Below are 17,734 nucleotides of genomic sequence, written 5' to 3'. Positions count from 1 at the left end.
CGGCAACTCCGTGGGCGTGGGTGGTTCCGGCCCCGTCGGGCCGCGTTGCGTCAGATCCGGACGGGCAGTTCGATCACAGCGGTGGTCGGGCCCGATGGCGGGCTGTCGAGTCTGAGGGTGCCGTCGACCGCGGCCAGCCGTTCCCGCAGGCCGAGCAGTCCGCTGCCCGCCCCGATCCGGGCACCGCCCCTGCCGTTGTCGCGGATCCGGATCCGCAGCAGGTCCCCCACGAGGTCCGCGTCCATCGACGCCTGTGTCGCCCCGCTGTGCTTGGCGATGTTCGTCAGCAGCTCGGCGACACAGAAGTACGCCACTCTCTCGATCACCGGGTCGGGCCGCTCGTGCACGTTCGTCTTCAGCGTGACCGGTACGCCGGCCTGCGCCGTCAACTGCGGGAGCGCGTCCACGAGTCCGAGGTCCAGCGCGGCGGGACTGATCCCGTCGATGAGGCGCCGCAGCTCCGCGATGGCCGCGTCGGTCTGGGTACGGGCCCGTGCGACGAGCGTGCGGGTCCGGTCGGCCGGCCGGTCCCCGCCGTCGTCGTCCAGGGCGTCCGCGGTCAGCGACAGCGTGATGGCGATCGCGACGAGCTGTGCCTGCGTCCCGTCGTGCAGGTCCCGCTCGACCTGGCGCAGGGTGCGGGCGCCCTCGGTGAGGGCCGTGCTGCGCGCCCATTCGAGGGTCCGTACCCGCTGCTGGGCGGCGCTGGGTCCGAGCAGCGTCCGGGCGAGCAGCCGGTGCAGGTTCATCAGCGCGCGGAACGCCACGGGGACGACCACCAGGGCGGTCAGTCCGACGGCCACCGCGGCGGTACCCATCAGCAGCCCCGGGCGGCTGATCAGCGCCCATACGACGGACCACACGCCGAGCGCCGGGATGCCGACCGTCGCCGCGAAGGCGAGGACGTCGACCGGGAGCCGGAGCGTCAGGTACAGCATGCAGCGCCAGGCCGTCGCATCGGACAGGCTGCTCTGGATCCAGCGCATCAGGCCGGGTACGGGCTGCGGAGGCGCGGGGGCCTCGACCGGCTCGCCGAGCAGCGCGCGGACCGTCCGGGCGTGGACCCGGCCGAGGAACCGGGCGCCCCGCAGGCCGGCGGCGAGCACCGGCAGTCCGATGAGGGTCAGCGACAGCAGACCGCCCACGTAGAGGACGGCGACGACGTAGACGATGCCGACCAGCGAGAGCGGCAGTCCGGCGAAGGCGTAGGCGATCGCCGCCGGCCGTACCTTCCGTCCCTGCTCGCGGGCCGAGTCCTCGGCCGTGGTCGTCGTCATGCCGTGGCCACGGCCGAGACGGCCGGTTCCGAGGTGGCCTTCACGCCGGTGGACAGGATCGTCGTGACGGTCAGCGCCACCACGCCCAGCACCAGGGGGCCGTACGTCTCCAGCGGGACGGACGGGAGCAGGCCGTCCGTGGCGGCCACCACGAACGCGATGACCGCGGGCGCCGCGACCAGGATCCCGAGCAGTACTCCTGCCAGGGCGGTCAGCACCGCCTCCGCACCCAGCATCCGCAGGAGCTGGCACCGGGTCGCACCGATCAGGGTCAGCAGCGCGTACTCCCGCCGCCGCGAGGCCGTCAGCGACACGAGCGTGTTCACGGTGGCCACCGCGCCGAAGCCGGCCAGCATGGCCAGTTCCACGCCGCGCAGCCACACGTCGCTCTCGGCGTACGCTCCGGGCGGGGCGACCTCCCGGAGCGTCCCGGTGACCGCGGCGAACGTCGTCGAGAGCCCGACGAGCAGGGCGATCGGCACCACGGCGGAAGCCAGCCGGTGGGCGTGTCCCCGCAGGTTGTCGGCGGCGAGCCAGCCTCCGGCGTCACCCCGGTGCCGGCTGCCCGCGAGCCGGAACGGCAGGCCGAGCAGCACCATCGCGAGCCGCGCCAGCAGGGGTCCGAGCAGACCGAGCGCGATCATGAGGAACAGCGACCCGAGCAGCGCGGCCTGGGCCGCCTTGTCCATCGGCTGCCGCGCCGTGAAGGCGCACCAGAAGCCGGCGCCCGCGAGGACGAGCACCCCCGCGATGCCGCGCACCCAGCCCAGCCGGCCCTGCTCGGCCGCCGTCTGCGCCATGGCCGCGGACGGCCTGCCGCTGACCGTGCGGCGCGCGGCGAGCTTCGTCGCGCCGACGCCGACCAGCAGGGTCGCCGCGGTCGCGATCAGCAGGGGCAGGGTGGACGACGGGACCTCGGCGGTGGCCGGGGAGATGCCGCGTGCGACGAGCTCGGTCAGGAAGACCCGCGCGCTCCAGGAGCCGAGCACCCAGGCCGGCGGTGAGACGAGCAGGGTCACCAGCAGTACCTGGAACCGGATGAGCCGCTTGATCTGGACCGGCGTGGCCCCGCTCGTGCGCAGCAGCGCCATGTCGCGGGCCTGCTGGCGCACGGAGAAACTCAGGGTGTTCGCGACCACGAACAGAGCCATCAGCATCGCGATCTCGCCGAACGCCCCGCCGATCATCGCGAGCCGCGAGTCGCCGCCGCCGGCGATCGCCGTGGCGATGAGGGAGCCGAACAGCGTGATCACGGCGACGGCCAGCAGGAGCGCCGCGGCGAGCCCCGCGAAGGTGACGGGCCGGGCCCGAAGGGCCCCCAGCGCGAGCCTCAGCATGCCGGGCCGCCGAATCCGCCGAGTCCGCTCAGCTTCTCGGCGATCTGCGCGGCCGAGGGGCGTACGAGGTCGTCGACCATCACACCGTCGGCGAGGACGACGACCCGGTCAGCGAAGCTCGCCGCGACCGGATCGTGCGTCACCATCACGCAGGTACGGCCCTCGCTCTCCACCCGCTCGCGCAGCAGCCACAGCACTTCCCGGCTGGTGGAGCGGTCGAGCGCGCCGGTGGGTTCGTCGGCGAAGAGGATTCGCGGCCGGCTGAACAGGGCGCGGGCCACGGCCACCCTCTGCTGCTGACCGCCGGAGAGGCGGCCGGGCCGTTCCTTCCTCCGGTCCGCGAGGCCCACCTGCTCGAGGGCCTCGGTCACCGCGTCCCAGTCCACCCGGGTGCCCGCGAGCCGGGCCGGCAGGGCGACGTTCTGTTCCACCGTCATGGACGGCATCAGGTTGTACGACTGGAAGATGAACCCGGCCTCGACGCGCCTGAGCTGCGCGAGGCGCCGCTCGGGCAGGGCGGTGATCTCCGTCGGACCCCAGTGGACCGTGCCGGCCGTCTGCCGGTCCATCCCGGCGACGCACTGCAGCAGGGTCGACTTGCCCGACCCGGACGGCCCCATCACCGCGGTGAACGTGCCGGCCATGAAACTGACGTCCACGCCGCGCAGCGCCTTGACCGCGTCGCGGCCGCGGCCGTACGTGCGGTGCAGGTTCTCGGCCCGGATTCCCAGACCCGATCGCACGGTGGGCCGGACAGCAGTCTCGGTGCTCAGTGACATGTTTCCATTCTCGGTCGCACGGCCCGCGCGGAACACCGTGCTACCTCCCGTCTTCGGGGTTCGGATATCCGCCCCCCCAGGGGGGACCTACGTCCTGACCTCGTGCAGGTAGGCGACGACGGCCTTGACGCGGCGGTTGTCGGCATCGGTCGGCGGCAGGTCGAACTTCCCGAACACGGAGGCCGCGTGCTTCTCCACCGCCCGCTCGGAGATGACGAGCAGTCCGGCGATGGAACGGTTCGAGTGGCCCTGGGCCATCAGGTCCAGGACCTCTCGCTCCCGGTCGGTCAGCCGGTCGAGGCGGCGCGTGCCGCTGTTCAGCATGCGGCTGACGATCTCCGGGTCGAGGGCCACGCCACCGGAGGCGACCCGGCGCAGTGCTTCGAGGAAGTCGGCGGTGGCCGAGACCCGTTCCTTGAGCAGGTAGCCGATGCCGGACGCCTCGCCGGCCAGCAGACGGGCCGCCCAGGACGGCTCGGCGTGCTGGGAGAAGACGAGGATGCCCACGCCCGGATGGTCCGCCCGGAGCCGGACGGCGGCGCGGATGCCCTCGTCGGTGTGGGTCGGGGGCATCCGGATGTCGACGACGGCGACGTCGGGGACGTGCTCGGCCACCGCGGCCAGCAGTTCGTCCGCATCGCCCGCGGTGGCAACGACCTCGCAGCCGCGGGCGGTCAGCAGCTCCACCATGCCTTCACGAAGAATCACCGAGTCCTCGGCAATGACCACTCGCACAGCACGCTCCCCCGTCCGCCGTCAACTGGGCTTTCATTCAACCAGAACGTAGCCGTCGTCCGGGCGCCAGCCCCGCGAGCGGCGCAGGCTGGTCAGCGCGAAGGTGCGCTGCAGCCAGCGGTCCTGGCCGTCGTAGCGCGGGGTGAACGCGGTGCGGCCGTGCACGGTGACGTGGTTGTCGACGATCACCAGGTCGCCGGGGAGCAGTTGGGACGTCGCCGAGACCTCCTCGAAGAGCGCCCCCAGCTCGGCGAGGGCGTCGGCGCCGGCCGTCGTCGTCGCCCGGGTGGCGGAGAAGTCCACCCGCAGGTCCGGGTCCTCCCACGAGCCGCCCAGCACCGGGTGCCCGGGAGCGTCCCCGCCGCCGGGACCGAACGAGGGCGGCGCCTCGGTGACGAACTCGGGACGGGCCAGCGCCTTGCGGGAGGCCGGGCTCAGCAGGTCCAGGACCTCGCGGACACAGGCGGTACGGGTGCCCGCGACCCCCTCGTGGTCGGCACGCAGGCAGAGCAGCATGACGTAGTCCGGGCGGTACTCGTGGAAGGCGTTCTCCGTGTGGAAGGAGAGCAGCACCGAGCCGGCGTTGCCCTGGAACTCCTCGCGGCCCGGCACCGGTACGACGTCCTGCACCAGGGCGCCGGACTTCTCCCGCCGGAACGCGGCGGGGTCGCCCAGTCCGCAGGCCACCATGAGCAGGACCGCGGCGGCGACGGAGGCGTCCCGCTGGACCGAGTCGGCGACCGACGGGGTGTCCCGTGCGACGTCGCCCACCGGGAGCCCCCGGAGCAGCAGCCGCCCACGGGGGCCGGAGTGCCGGCGGAACCGGCGGATCGCCTGCCGCAGCGGGCCCGGCAGGTTCTCCCAGGCGTCACGGGCCGCCGCCACGAACTCGGGCGAGTCCACCCGGCCGCCGGCGACGTCGAGTATCTCCCGCGCGACGGCTTCCACCAGGGCGGCCTCGCCGCCGAGCGCGAAGGCCGTCTCCTCGGCGACGTCCGTCTGCAGCAGATCGGTCATCGTGCAACACCTGTACTGGACATCATCGGTACTTCCTCGGCTTTCTCGAGTTCGTCGGCGAGGGCTGAGCTGCCGTATATCTCCTCGACCCAGCCCCGGTGGTAGACCGAGTCCAGGTAGCGCTCGCCCATGTCGGGGGCGATCGCCACCGCGGTGAGGTCCTCGCCCGGAGCGTGCTCGTCGAGCCAGCGCATGGCGCCGCTGATCACGGTCCCGGTGGAGCCTCCGAGGAGGAAGCCGCGCCCGGCCAGCCGGTGGCAGGCGCGGACGGTCTCCACCTCGCTGACGAGGACCACGTCGTCCACGTAGGACCGGTCGAGCAGCGGCGGCCGCACTCCGGTGCCCAGGCCCGGGATCATCCGCGGCAGGGACGGGCCGCCGAAGGTCACCGAGCCGACGGCGTCGACGGCGACGACGGTGACCTCGGGCCGGTGCTCCTTGAAGTAGCGGGCGCAGCCCATCAGCGTGCCGGTCGTACCGGCACCGACGAAGGCCACCTGCAGGTCGGGGAAGCGCCGGGCGATCGCCGGGGCCGTCGACCGGTAGTGCGCCAGCGCGTTGTTCGGGTTCGCGTACTGGTTGAGCCAGACGTAGCGGTCGTCCGACTCGCACAGCTCCTGCACCAGGCGCAGCCGCGCGCCGAGGAAGCCGCCGTCGGGCGCGGGTTCCGTGACGGTGTAGACCGTGCCGCCCATGGACTCGATGAGCTGCTTCGTGGCCAGGTTGCACCGGTTGTCGGTGACGCAGACGAAGTCGTAGCCCTTGCTGGCGGCGAGGATGCTCAGGGCGACGCCGAGGTTGCCCGACGAGGACTCCACCAGGATGGAGCCGGGCCGCAGCACCCCGCTCGCCTCCGCCGCCTCGACCATCGCCCGAGCGGCCTTGAGCTTGATCGACCCGGCGAAGTTGAACCCTTCGCACTTCAGGTAGAGCCTGCGCCCGAAGGTCCGGCGGAGGTCGACGAACAGATCCTCCTCGTGATACTCCTGCGCCTCTGAGATGATCGGCACAGCTACCTCCCGTTCTGGGGCAGTTGCCCCTAGCCGCCGTACCGGTTCATCTCGTGGAAGAAGTCCTCGACCACGTGCAGGTCGCCGCTGCGCGACACCTGGTCGTACACGTGGGCGCTGACCGCCAGGTCGAGCACGCCGAGGCCGAACGGGGAGAACACCACCGTGCGGTCGGACGGCACCGTGGCGCGTCCCGTCATGACGTCGTAGAGGGTCCCGTCGAGGAAGTCCCGGTTGCCGGTGAGCTGTTCGGCCAGGTGCGGCGAGGTGTTGGCCTTCAGGCAGTGCTCGACGTCGTCGACGTAGTTGACGGAATCGAGGATGATCTCCGGCGCCAGGTCCCGCAGCGAGACGTGGAGCACCAGCGGGTGGTGGGCGAACAGCCCCGGGTCGGTGACGTGCGGAGTGCCCGCCACGGTGGCGAAGACCACCAGGTCGCTGCTGCGGATCAGGTCGTCCACGGAGTCGTGCACGGTCACCCGGCCGCTCTCGCCGGAGCGGCTCAGGTAGTCGGCGAAGCCGGCCGCGTGCGCGCCGGACAGGTCGTGCACACCGACCTCGTCGAAGGACCAGCCCGTGCCGGCCAGGTAGGTGTGCAGGTAGCGGGCGATCAGACCGGTGCCGACGAAGCCCACCCGGGCGGGGCGGGTCCGGCCGCGGGTGAGCCGGTCGGCGGCCAGCGCGGCCGACGCGGCCGTCCTGCTCGCGCTGATGATCGAGCTCTCCAGGCAGGCGTACGGGTAGCCGGTGCGCGGATCGTTGAGGATCAGGACCGCGGAGGCGCGCGGCAGCCCGGAGCCGACGTTCTCCGGGAAGCTGGAGATCCACTTGAGTCCGTCCACGCCGTCGTCCCCGCCGAGCGAGGCGGGCAGGGCGATGATGCGGGCGGTGGGCCGGTCGGGGAACTGGAGGAAGTACGAGGGCGGGTTGACCGTCTTCCCCGTGCCGTGCGCGACGTAGGCCGCCTCGACGATCTCCGTGACCAGCTTCTCCTGCCCGCTCAGCGCACGCTGCACCTGCCGGCCGGAGATCACTGCGAAAGTTGGGTTGTGCTTCGTCATCTGGTTTCTCGAACCTCTAGACGGATCGGGTGGTGGGGTTCGCCATCGCGACGAGCACCTCGCGGGCTCCGTCGTACGGCAGCCGGCTGTGCGCCGTGCGGAGGTTGTCGACGAGCATCAGGTCACCCGGGCGCCACGGCTCGGCGACGGTGACGGAGTCGTACACCTTGTTGATCAGCGTGACGATGTCCTCGGTGATCTCGCCGCCGTCGCCGAAGCTCGTGTTGAACGGCAGGCCCTGCGGGCCGTAGACGTCGACCAGGTACTCGCGGACCTCGGGCGCCATCGTCCACTCGTTGAGGAAGGCGATCTGGTTGAACCAGAGCCGCTCGCCGTCCGCGGGATGGCGCAGCACCGCCGGGCGGCGCTGGCTGGTGCGCAGCCCGTCGCCGGTCCATTCGAAGGTGATGTCGTTGGCCGTGCAGTACCGCTCGACCTCGGCGCGGTCGGTGGTGCCGAACGCCTCCGTCCACGGGACGCCGATGTCCTCGGTGTAGCTGCGGGTGAGCAGCCATCCCTCGCGCTCGAAGCGCTCGACGAGGTCGGCGGGCAGGCCCTGCAGGACGCGGCCGGCGTCGGCCAGGGCGGTGGCCCCGCCGCTGGTGGGCGCGCTCAGGCAGGCGAAGGCCATGGTCGCCGGGAACTCCAGCGCGTAGCTCAGCTCGTGGTGCATGCACATCGGCTGGTTCGGCGGCCACTTGGAGGACGAGTAGATGCGGTCCTCGTAGGTCCAGCGGGGCGCGAACGCCTCGCGCTCGGGCATCAGGTCGTTCCCGAGGGTCCGCAGGACGGCAGCCGCACCGGCGGCGTCGTTCAGCCCCAGCCCGCGCACCAGTACGGCGCCCTGCGAGGCGACGATCCGGTACAGGGCATCGCGGTGCTCGGCGGCCCAGGCCACCGGGTCCGGTGCGTCGGCAACGGTGACGATGGCCGGACGGCCCTCGTCACGCCGCCCGTCGAGACCGGCGAAGGGATCCGTGTCAATCGGCGGCACTTTCACTCTCACTCGCTTTCGTGCATGTCGTGGACGGCCCGCACCACGGCGGCGGTCTGCGCCGGCCGGGTGCGGAAGAAGTGATGACCACCGTCGGGCAGCTCGCGGACGTCGACGGTCCGGGCGAGGAGGCGCCAGGCGTCGAGGCTCTCCTCGTGGCCCTGGGTGGCGGGGTCGTCGGCGGCTGCCACGAGGGTCAGCGGGGCCGCGACGAGGGTGGTCGGCGGGTTCTCCACGGCGTCGGCGAAGAACGCGTTCGCCTCCAGGACGTCGTGCCGGTAGGCCGCACCGACCAGCTCCGCCCGTCCCGTGTCCGTCCCGGCGAGCTCGGTGTAGCCGTTGTCGCCGCCGATCCGGGCGGCGATCTCCAGAGGGGTCATGGCCCTGAGCTCGGCGCTGAACGCGCGGCGCGCCCCGGGGGTGCCGACCAGCTGGCCGCCGATGAGGACGGCCCGCAGTTCGTGGCCCTGCTCCTCCAGCAGCCGTGCGGTCAGTACGGCCAGGGCGGCCCCGGAGGAATGCCCCCAGAGCAGGACCGGTCCGGTGATGCTCCGGCCGATCTCGCCCGCCACGGTCTTGGCGACCGTTCCCAGGGGGGCGAACGGCTCGCTCTCGGCCGTGAGGTCGTGGCCGGGCAGCTCCACTCCGTGGACGGCCAGCCCGCTGTCCGCCAGCTCGGCGACGACGGGGCGGAAGTTGACGGCGTTGCCGCCCGCGTACGGGAAGCAGACGAGGGTGGCGGTCGGGGAGGGCGGGGTGAGCAGGGGGTTCAGCAGGCCCGTCCCGGTGTCCGCCCCTGCGGGCGCGCCGGTTCCGTCGACGAACGCGGCCAGGTCGCTCAGCCGCGGGTGCCGGGTGAGGTCCTTCAGCGACACGGCCCGTTCGAGCTTGACGACGAGGCGTACGGCGGACAGGGAGGTGCCGCCGGAGTCGAAGAAGTGGCTGCTGCGGCCGACCCGTTCGGGCTCCATGCCGAGGACGGCCGCCCAGGCGGCGGCGATCCGCCGCTCCGTCGGGGTGACCGGCGGCTCCGGGCCGTCGTCGTCCGCCTCTGCGAGCTCCGCCAGCCGCTTCTTGTCGATCTTGCTGTTGGCGGTGAGCGGCAGGGCGTCGAGGCGGTGGAAACGGCTCGGCACCATGTACTCCGGCAGCGCGGCCGCCAGCCACGTCCGCAGCTCCTCGACGGGCACGTCGGTGGCGGCGGCGTAGAAGGCGACCAGGCTCTCGCCGACGACGACCACGGCGGTGTCCCGGATCCCGGCGACGCCGAGCAGCCGGTTCTCGATCTCGCCGAGCTCGATGCGGAAGCCGCGCAGCTTCACCTGTGCGTCGCGGCGGCCCAGGAACTCCAGCTTGCCGTCGGGGCACCAGCGGCCGAAGTCGCCGGACCGGTAGAGCCGTTCGCCCGGCCGGTGCGGGTCGGTGCCGTACGCGGCGGCCGTGCGCTCGGGGTCGTTGATGTAGCCGCGGCCGACGCAGATCCCGGCGAACACGATCTCGCCGGGCGAGCCGAGCGGCACCGGTTCGAGGCCGGGGTCGACGACGTAGACCCGCACGTTGGCGACGGCAGGTCCGAGGGGGACCCGGTCACCGTGCGGCGGCTCGGTCATGACCTCGTGGTTCGTGTCGTCGGAGGTCTCGGTGAGCCCGTACGCGTTGACGAGCGCGGTCCCGGGGAAGGCCGCGAACCAGCGCTCGACGAGCTCCTTCTTGAGCGCTTCGCCGGTGGCCGAGAGGCAGCGGACGCGGCCGAGGCCGCCGCCGTGCTCCTCCAGGTGCGACAGCACCACTTCGAGGTAGGAGGGGACGAGTTGGGCCACGTCCGCACCGCGGGCGACCTCCACGAACCTCTCCACGTCGAGGATCGCCTCCTGCGGCACGATGAGCGTCGTGCCGCCGACCAGCAGAGCCGCGACGAGCTGCCAGAGGGAGATGTCGAAGCACTGCGGGGCGACCTGGGCGACGACGTCGTCCTCGCCCACCTGCAGGTCGTCGGTCTTCGCGTAGAGGTGGTTGAGCATGCCCTCGTGCTCGCACATCACCCCCTTGGGCTTACCGGTGGAGCCGGAGGTGAAGTAGATGTAGGCCAGCCGGCCGGGGCCGATGTCGAGCCCGAGGTCCGCCGGGTCGGCGCCGTCGCTCTCGTCGATGCGGAGCACGGTGACGGACGGGCGCTCGCGCAGGGCCTCGTCGAGGGTGGCGGTGCTCCCCGGCTCGGTGAGGACGAGGGTGCATCCGGCGCGGTCGAGGGTGGTGCCGATGCGGTCCGCCGGGAAGTGCGGCTCGATCGGCACGTACACGCCGCCGGCCTTGAACACGCCGAGGACGCAGGCCATCCAGTCCAGGTTGCGCTCGGTCACCACGGCGACGGAGTCCTCGGCGGTCAGGCCGCGGTCGAGGAGGGTCCGGCCGATCCGGTTCGCGTGGGCGTTCAGCTCGGCGTACGTGATCCGGCGCTCGCCCATGATCGCGGCGGTCTTCCCGGGGTGCAGGCGCACCCGGTCCTCGAAGAGCTCGTGGAAGCGGCGGTCCGGCAGTTCCCGGACCGGACCGGCCATCCCGACGAGCTGGTGGTGGCGTTCCGCGGCCGAGAGCAGGCTGCCGCTCTCGTGCGGGGCGTCCGGCTCGGCGGCGATGCGGTCGAGGGCCGTGCGGTGGTAGCCGGCGACCCGGGTGGCGTGGTCGGCGTCGAAGTCCTCGGTGCGGTACGTCAGCACCAGCGCGCCGTCGGTGACGCACACCCCGAAGACCACTCCGTCGGGCAGCGTGCCCGGCGTCCCGCCGACCACGGTCTCGAAGCCGTGGCCGGGTGCGACGGCCGCGTCGCGGACGCGGTCCACCAGACCGGCCCACGTGGTGCCGGCCACCGGCACGAGGTGGGGCGCGGGGCCGAAGGCCACCTCGTCCTCACCGCTCAGGATCGCGACGACCTTGGCATGGGCGGCGGACAGCTCCGCCGGCGCCGGTTCGAATTCCAGCGGAATACGAACGGTCGCCGTGCCCGGTGCCGAACCGATTGTCGTCTGCCACCGCGGAACGGCGGTATGACCGGACCTCATGAGAGGGCTCCTCCACTCGGGGAGTTGGAATGAGGAAAACGTATTCGGGAGGGTTTCCCTCCCGTTATCGATCACATTTCAGCGGCGTCGATAGCGGGATATCGCCAGCGGAACCGCGAAGCACATGAGGCCCACGCTCCACAGCACGGTGCCGAGGACGGGACCGGCGACCGGCCCCCCGGCGAGCAGGTTGCGGCAGGCGTCCGTCACCAGGGTCGTGGGGTTGGCCTCGGCGAATGCCTGCAGCCAGCCGGGCATCGTGCTGGTCGGGACCAGGATGGAACTGCCGAACTGGAGCGGGATCATCCACAGGAAGCCCACCGACTGCACGGTGTTGGGACTGCGGATCGTCAGGCCGATGAAGGCCGACACCCAGGCCAGCGCGGTGCCGTAGAGCAGGGTGAGCAGCAGGGCGGCCACCGCGAACAGCGGGTTGGTCTCCACCCGGAAGCCGATGACGACGGCGAACAGCAGCATGACGATCTGGCCCAGCAGGAGCCGGCTCATGTCCGCCATGATCCGGCCGGTCAGGACCGCCGAGCGGGCGATGGGCAGCGACCGGAACCGGTCCATCACGCCGTTGTCGAAGTCGACGGCGAGCAGGTAACCGGTCGAACGGGACGCGAACATCAGCGTCTGCACCATGATCCCCGGCAGGAGGTACTGCCGGTAGTCGCCGGGACGGTCTCCCCAGATGGCACCGCCGAAGACGTACAGGAAGATCAGGGTGAAGATCATCGGCATGACCACGGCGTCGAGGAGCTGGCCGGGGTCGCCGCGCAACTGGAGCATGTTGCGGCGGGCGATGGCGAGCGACTGCCTGAGGGTGTCCCGCGGCCCGTTCCGGGCGGAACCGGCGAGGGCGGGTACCCCGACGGTCGGCGCGATGTCGGTGGTCGGGGTCACGCGGTGCTCCTGGTCAGTTCGATGAAGGCCTCGTCGAGGCTGGCGACCCGGGTGTCCACGGCCAGTACGTCGACCGCCGAGGCGGTGACGGCCCGTACCGCACGGGTCAGTTCGTCCGGTTCCACGAGCGGCAGCCGGACCAGGCATGCCTCCTGGTCGATCCGGCCGTCCAGCCCTTCGAGGGCCAGGCTTCCCGCGAGGACCGCCAGGTCCCGGTGGTGCGCGGGCCGAATCTCGAGGGTCCGGCCGCCCACCCGGGCCCGGAGCTCCGAGGCCGTGCCGGCGGCGACCACCCGTCCCTTGTCCACGACGACCACCGAGTCGGCGAGCGCCTCGGCCTCCTCCATGTACTGGGTGGTGAGCAGCACGGTCGAGCCGGCGAGGGCGCGCTCCTTCACGGTGGCCCACAGCTCGTTGCGGCTGTGCGGGTCCAGACCGGTGGTCGGCTCGTCGAGGTAGATGAGCCTCGGCTCGCCCATCAGCGACGCGGCGAGGTCGAGACGCCGGCGCATGCCGCCCGAGTACTCGCGGGCGAGCTTGCCGGCGACCTCGTCGAGCCGGAACCGCTCCAGCATTTCGGTCGCCTGCGCCCGGGCGCGCCGGGCGGGCACGCCCAGGAGGCGGGCGATGAGGTACAGGTTCTCCCTGCCCGAGATGTCTCCGTCGACCGAGGCGAACTGCCCGGTCAGCGCGATGCAGCGGCGGACCTCATGGGGCTCCTTCACCACGTCGTACCCGAAGACCCGGGCGCGCCCGGCATCGGGCCGCAGCAGGGTCGCCAGGACGCGCACGGTCGTGGTCTTCCCCGCCCCGTTGGGGCCGAGCAGCCCCAGGACCTGCCCGGCGGGCACCGCAAGGTCGACTCCGTCGAGGGCCCGGTGGGCGCCGTAGCGCTTCACCAGTCCCTCGACCTCGATGGCCAGAGTCATGGCGCTATTGCGCGTCCATCGCGGTGGCCAGGCTGCGCGGACGCATGTCGGTCCAGTTCGCCTCGATGTGGGCGAGGCAGGCCTCGCGGGTGTCGGCCGGGTGGGCGGTCACCCAGCCGGCGGGCACGTCGACGAACGTCGGCCACAGGCAGTGCTGTCCCTCGTCGTTGACGAGCACCAGGTAGGTGCCGTCCGCGTCCTCGAACGGATTGGTCATACTCGTTCTCCTTCCAATTGCGGGGAAAGCACTGCGGCGAGTGCGCCGACAGTGGGGTGTTCGTAGAGCTGGTGCACCGACAGCCGGGCGGTCAGCGCACTGTTGATGCGGTTCACGAGCTGCGCGGCGCGCAGCGAGCTGCCGCCGAGGTCGAAGAAGCGGTCGTCGCGGCCGACCTCGGTACCGAGCGCGTCGCTCCAGAGGGCGGCCAGGGCCCGCTCCAGCTCGGTGACGGGCGGGACGAACGGCCGTCCGCCTCGTTCCAGCGCCGCGACCGCGACGGCGAGCAGCTGGTCCCGGTCGGCGGGCAGCCGCTCCAGGCGCAGACAGCGCAGGGGGTGGTCGAGTTCCCTCGCCACCGGCGCGACGGCCGCCCGGACGTCGGCCTCGGCGGCCGGCCCGGTGTACACGACGATCGCCTCCGCGGTGTGCAGGCTGTCCGGGGCCAGGGCGCGCGCGATGTGCTCGTTGCGGCCGTCGAGGCCGACCAGCACGGTGGTCCGGTCACCACGCAGCACGGCGAGGAGCGAGGCGAGGCCCTCGTCGGGGTCCAGGGTGCGGAAGCCGCGGGCCGCGGCGGCGCCCTCGGGCGCGCCCCGGTTCATGCCCGGACCGCTCCAGGAGCTCCAGGCCAGGCAGTGCACGGGCCGGCCGCGCTCGCGTCCCCAGTGGTCGGCGAATCCGTGCAGGAAGCTGTTGGCGGACGAGTAGGCCGCGAAGGAGCTGCCGCCGAACTCGCCGTTGACCGACGAGAAGAGCACGAGGGGCGTGTCGGGCCGGTCCTCCAGCAGCTCGGCGAGCGCCAGGGTGCCGGTCACCTTCGCGCGGTAGGCGTCGTGGAAGGTCTGCGGGGACTCGCGGACGACCTGGTGGAGTTCCAGTTGCGCCCACTGGTGGGAGACGTCGGCGCCGGCCAGGTGCAGCACACCGTCGAGCGGCGCTCCCCAGCGTGCCTCCGCCTCGTCCACCGCGGCCCGCAGCGCGACCGGATCGGCCACGTCGAGCGCACGGTAGGCCACGTCGCCCAGGACTTCCAGGTCGTCGAGGCGCTCGGCGCGCTCGCCCCCGTCGGCCGGGCTCCGTCCGACCAGCAGCAGTTTCGCGGCGTGGGCGGCCAGGAGGTATTCCGCGATCGGATGGGCGACGCCGCCGAGACCACCGGTGACGAGGTAGCGGCCGCCGGTGGCGAACGCGTCCGCCCCCCGGTCGTCGAGGGCCATCGGCCGCAGCCGGGGCACCAGGCGTCGCGTGCCGCGGTGGGCCACGAGGTCGGCGGCGTCGTGGCAGGCGAGTTCGGTGACGATCGCGGCGGCCCGGCCGGAGGGGGCGGACACGTCGAGTTGCCGGAGGGACGGCAGCACCCGCTCCGCCGCGGCCGTCCGCAGGAGGCCGGGCAGGCTCGCGGTGGTGAGGTCGAGGGCGTCGCCCTCGGCCGTCCACAGGCCGCCGCTCGTGACCACCAGGAGCGGGGGCGCGGGATCGTACGCGGCCAGGTCCTGGATCAGGCGCAGCACGTCGAGGGCCACGCTCTGCGCGTCGGGGCCCTGGGCCAGGTGGACGACGGCGCCGGCGTGTCCGGCCGGGGAGACGACGAGCTCGGGGACGCCGGGTATCGCGGCGAGTTCCTCCCGGAGGGCCTCGGAGACCAGCCACGGGCCGGGCGGCAGCTCGCCGCGTTCGGCGGGAGCGTCGGTCCAGGTCCGCTCGAAGTACCACGGGCCGTCCGCCTCGTCGCACCATTCGGCGTAGACGCCCGCGTCGAGGTCGGCGACGAGCTGGGCCCGCTGGATCTTGCCGCTGCCCGTCTTGGGGAAGTCGTCCCGCTCGACCGGGATCACCAGGTCGGGCTGCAGGCCCAGGGTCTCGGCCACCTGCGCCTTGATCGCGGCGATGGTGTCGTGGACCGAGGTCCGGTCGTCGGAGGCCGGGACGAAGAAGATCACCAGTTTGTCGGTGCTGTCGCCCGCGCCGGACCAGCCGCAGGCGGCGACGTACGTGACCTCGGTGCCCTCCACCTGCTCCGCGATGGACTCCACGTCGTAGCTCAGGATGTTGGCACCCTGGACGATGATGAGGTCCTTCTCGCGGCCGGTGATGGTGAGCCGGCCCTCGTGCAGGAAGGCGAGGTCGCCCGTGCTGAACCAGCCGTCGGCGGTGAACGCCTCCGCGTTCGCCCCCTCGTTGCGGAAGTAGCCCTCCATGATCGTCGGGCCGGTGATCTGCAGCCGCCCCACGTGGTCCTCGGGCAGCACTTCGTCGTTCGCGTCGACGATCCGCAGCCGCACGCCCGGGATCGGCGGGCCGACCTCCGTGAACGTGACGGCGTCGGGGTCGGTGGACCAGCGCAGCGCCCCGCCGAGCGAACTCTTGTCCACCCGCAGCCGGCCCTCGTCCGGATTCCCGGCGCGCAGCGTCGAGTTCGTCACTCCCGAGCTGGTCTCCGACATGCCCCAGGACGGGCGCATCGCGTCGGCCGGCATCCCGTGTGCCGTGAGCAGCTCGATGAACCGGTCCGCGGTGCGGCTGACGACGGCCTCTCCGCCGTTGAGCAGGTGCTTCAGCGTCGACAGGTCCCATGTCCGGCCGGTCATGGCTGCGGCACGCTCGTTGACGAGCGCGAAGGCGAAGTTGGGGGCCCAGGTGTTGGTGACGCCGTACCGGTCGATCCAGTCGAGCCAGCGCAGCGGGTCGGCGAGGAAGGCGTCGATGGTGGCGTTGACGTGCCGGCAGCGCAGCACGACGTCCCGCACGCTCCACATGATGATGCCGCCGACGTGGTCGAGCGGCATCCAGTTCAGCGCGACCTCGTCGGAGTCGAATCCGTTCACCGCCGCGGTGGCCCGGGTGCGGGCGAGGATGCTGCGGCTGGCGTGCCGGACCACCTTGGGCACCCCGGTGCTGCCGGAGGTGAGCAGGTGCACGGCCGGGCTGTCCGGGGTCGCCGGGAACCAGTCCGTGCTCTGCGGGCCGTCGCCCAGTTCCTCGACGACGGCCACCCGCAGGTCGTCGACGCCCCACAGGGCGGACAGCCTCGCCACGGACGGGGCGAGGGAGCCGTCGGTGAGGACGAGCGGCCGGTCCAGCAGCTCCCAGGCGTTGCGGAGCTTGGTCGTGACGGCGTTCTCACGGTCGTAGCCGGGTGCGGCACCGACCGGGGTGGGCAGGTATCCGCCCAGGACGCACGCCCAGAACGCCGTGACGAAGGCACGGTTGTCGCCGAACTGGAACAGCACGGACTCGCCGGGGGCGATGCCGGTGGAGCGCAGGCCGGTGAGCAGCCGCTGTGCGTCGGCGAGCAGCTGGGAGTAGCTCTGGAAGTGCTCCTCGTCACCCGACAGGTAGACGGTGCCCCGGTCCGGTGCGAGTTCGGCGGCGAGCCGGAGGGCTTCCTGCAGGGTGGTGGGGAAACCGGGGTCGGCCGGCAGGTCGCCGCCGTACGCGACGGCCGGAGCTCCCGCCGCCGCGGGCGGCGCGTCCGCGGCGCGGGGTGCGACCGGGCGCACCCGGTCGAGCCGGGCCGCCCTGCGCAGCAGGGGTACGGCCTCCTCGACCCCTGTCACGGATTCGGCCGCCGCCCGCAGCAGGTCCACGGCATCGTGTCCGGGCATGGTCATCGGTTCCGCTCTCCCTGGCCTGCGTACGCGGGCTCACGGCCCAGCAGCGTGCTGCCGAGCATCGAGGTGAGCTCCGCCTCGGAGTCGTTGAGGTAGAAGTGGCCGCCGGGGAAGACCTCGACGGAGAACGGCCCCGTCGTCTGCTCCTCCCAGGCGTGGAGGCCGCTGACGGGTGCGCGCGGGTCGGTGTCCCCGCCGAGCGCGGTGATCGGTACGTCGAGCGGCTCGCCGGGGCGGTGCCGGTGGTTCTCCCAGAGGGTGAAGTCGGCACGCAGCGTCGGCAGCAGCAGCTTCATCAGCTCGGGGTCGGTGAACACCCCGTCGGAGGTGCCGTCCAGGTCCCGCAGTGCGGCGCCGAAGTCCTCGTCCGACAGCCCGTGCAGCGGGGGCCCGGCCAGGTCCGTACCCGGAGCCGGCTGCCCGGACAGGAACAGGTGGCCGGGCCGGGTGCCGCGCTTGCGCAGCGCCCTGGCCAGTTCGAACGCCAGCAGCGCACCGCCGCTGTGGCCGAAGAACGCGTACGGCCCCTGGAGGTAGGGCCGCAGCGCCACGGCGACCGTGCGGACGGCCGCGTCGACGGACGCGGGGTGCGGCTCGCCGACGCGGTCCTCGCGGCCGGGCAGCTGCACGGCCACGATTTCCACCTCCGGCGGGAAAAGGGCCGGCCACGCGGCGAACGCGCTCGCCCCCGCTCCCGCGTGCGGAAAGCAGAAGAGACGGATCCTCCGGTTCGCCCGCCGGGCACGGCGGACGAATGGAGTTTCTGCTATGAGCCTGTCAGGCATGACCGAGCCGCCTC

Annotated in this window: 14 protein-coding genes; all 14 read right to left on the bottom strand. The window is 72.5% G+C overall.

What is annotated here, in order from left to right; translation table 11 throughout:
- Nucleotides 1-50: 50 nt before the first annotated feature.
- The 14 genes from ACWGE1_RS13100 to ACWGE1_RS13035 all read right to left on the bottom strand — a co-directional run bounded on the left by ACWGE1_RS13100 (nt 51) and on the right by ACWGE1_RS13035 (nt 17,720).
- Complete coding sequence (locus ACWGE1_RS13100) at nt 51-1,277, bottom strand: sensor histidine kinase (RefSeq protein ID WP_453420574.1); 1,227 nt, start codon at nt 1,275-1,277, stop codon at nt 51-53.
- Entirely contained in the window at nt 1,274-2,614 is a 1,341-nt protein-coding gene (locus ACWGE1_RS13095) for an FtsX-like permease family protein (RefSeq protein WP_453420573.1), read from the bottom strand. Before ACWGE1_RS13095 ends, ACWGE1_RS13100 begins: the two co-directional genes overlap by 4 nt.
- Complete coding sequence (locus ACWGE1_RS13090; protein WP_453420572.1) at nt 2,608-3,393, bottom strand: ABC transporter ATP-binding protein; 786 nt, start codon at nt 3,391-3,393, stop codon at nt 2,608-2,610. Before ACWGE1_RS13090 ends, ACWGE1_RS13095 begins: the two co-directional genes overlap by 7 nt.
- An 87-nt stretch (nt 3,394-3,480) precedes the next feature.
- Complete coding sequence (locus ACWGE1_RS13085) at nt 3,481-4,122, bottom strand: response regulator (RefSeq protein WP_453420593.1); 642 nt, start codon at nt 4,120-4,122, stop codon at nt 3,481-3,483.
- A 39-nt stretch (nt 4,123-4,161) separates the two neighbouring features.
- The gene (locus ACWGE1_RS13080; RefSeq protein WP_453420571.1) at nt 4,162-5,145 is read right to left on the bottom strand and encodes a TauD/TfdA family dioxygenase; all 984 of its coding nucleotides are present in this window, start codon (nt 5,143-5,145) and stop codon (nt 4,162-4,164) included.
- The gene (gene sbnA / locus ACWGE1_RS13075) at nt 5,142-6,155 is read right to left on the bottom strand and encodes a 2,3-diaminopropionate biosynthesis protein SbnA (RefSeq protein WP_453420570.1); all 1,014 of its coding nucleotides are present in this window, start codon (nt 6,153-6,155) and stop codon (nt 5,142-5,144) included. The genes ACWGE1_RS13080 and sbnA overlap by 4 nt, the downstream gene beginning before the upstream one ends.
- A gap of 29 nt (nt 6,156-6,184) precedes the next feature.
- The gene (sbnB, locus tag ACWGE1_RS13070) at nt 6,185-7,216 is read right to left on the bottom strand and encodes a 2,3-diaminopropionate biosynthesis protein SbnB (RefSeq protein ID WP_453420569.1); all 1,032 of its coding nucleotides are present in this window, start codon (nt 7,214-7,216) and stop codon (nt 6,185-6,187) included.
- Nucleotides 7,217-7,232: 16 nt separating this feature from the next.
- Nucleotides 7,233-8,210 carry a TauD/TfdA family dioxygenase gene (locus tag ACWGE1_RS13065; protein ID WP_453420568.1) on the bottom strand — a complete coding sequence of 326 codons (978 nt, stop codon included), beginning with the start codon at nt 8,208-8,210 and terminating at the stop codon, nt 7,233-7,235.
- Nucleotides 8,211-8,218: 8 nt separating this feature from the next.
- Nucleotides 8,219-11,269: a non-ribosomal peptide synthetase gene (locus tag ACWGE1_RS13060; protein ID WP_453420567.1), complete on the bottom strand. Its 3,051-nt coding sequence runs from the start codon at nt 11,267-11,269 to the stop codon at nt 8,219-8,221.
- Between the two features lie 78 nt (nt 11,270-11,347).
- Complete coding sequence (locus ACWGE1_RS13055; RefSeq protein WP_453420566.1) at nt 11,348-12,175, bottom strand: ABC transporter permease; 828 nt, start codon at nt 12,173-12,175, stop codon at nt 11,348-11,350.
- A complete protein-coding gene (locus ACWGE1_RS13050; RefSeq protein WP_453420565.1) occupies nt 12,172-13,104 on the bottom strand; it encodes an ATP-binding cassette domain-containing protein in 933 nt (310 codons plus the stop codon). Before ACWGE1_RS13050 ends, ACWGE1_RS13055 begins: the two co-directional genes overlap by 4 nt.
- Nucleotides 13,105-13,108: 4 nt before the next feature.
- Entirely contained in the window at nt 13,109-13,321 is a 213-nt protein-coding gene (locus ACWGE1_RS13045; protein ID WP_453420564.1) for an MbtH family protein, read from the bottom strand.
- On the bottom strand, nt 13,318-16,935 hold the full coding sequence (locus ACWGE1_RS13040) for an SDR family NAD(P)-dependent oxidoreductase (RefSeq protein WP_453420563.1): 3,618 nt from the start codon (nt 16,933-16,935) through the stop codon (nt 13,318-13,320). The genes ACWGE1_RS13045 and ACWGE1_RS13040 overlap by 4 nt, the downstream gene beginning before the upstream one ends.
- On the bottom strand, nt 16,932-17,720 hold the full coding sequence (locus ACWGE1_RS13035; RefSeq protein ID WP_453420562.1) for a thioesterase II family protein: 789 nt from the start codon (nt 17,718-17,720) through the stop codon (nt 16,932-16,934). The genes ACWGE1_RS13040 and ACWGE1_RS13035 overlap by 4 nt, the downstream gene beginning before the upstream one ends.
- Nucleotides 17,721-17,734: the final 14 nt, after the last annotated feature.

This window comes from Streptomyces sp. NPDC054932 (genome assembly GCF_053610205.1).
Note: the sequence above shows the minus strand (reverse complement) of the source record. Positions and strands in the feature narration are given on the sequence as shown.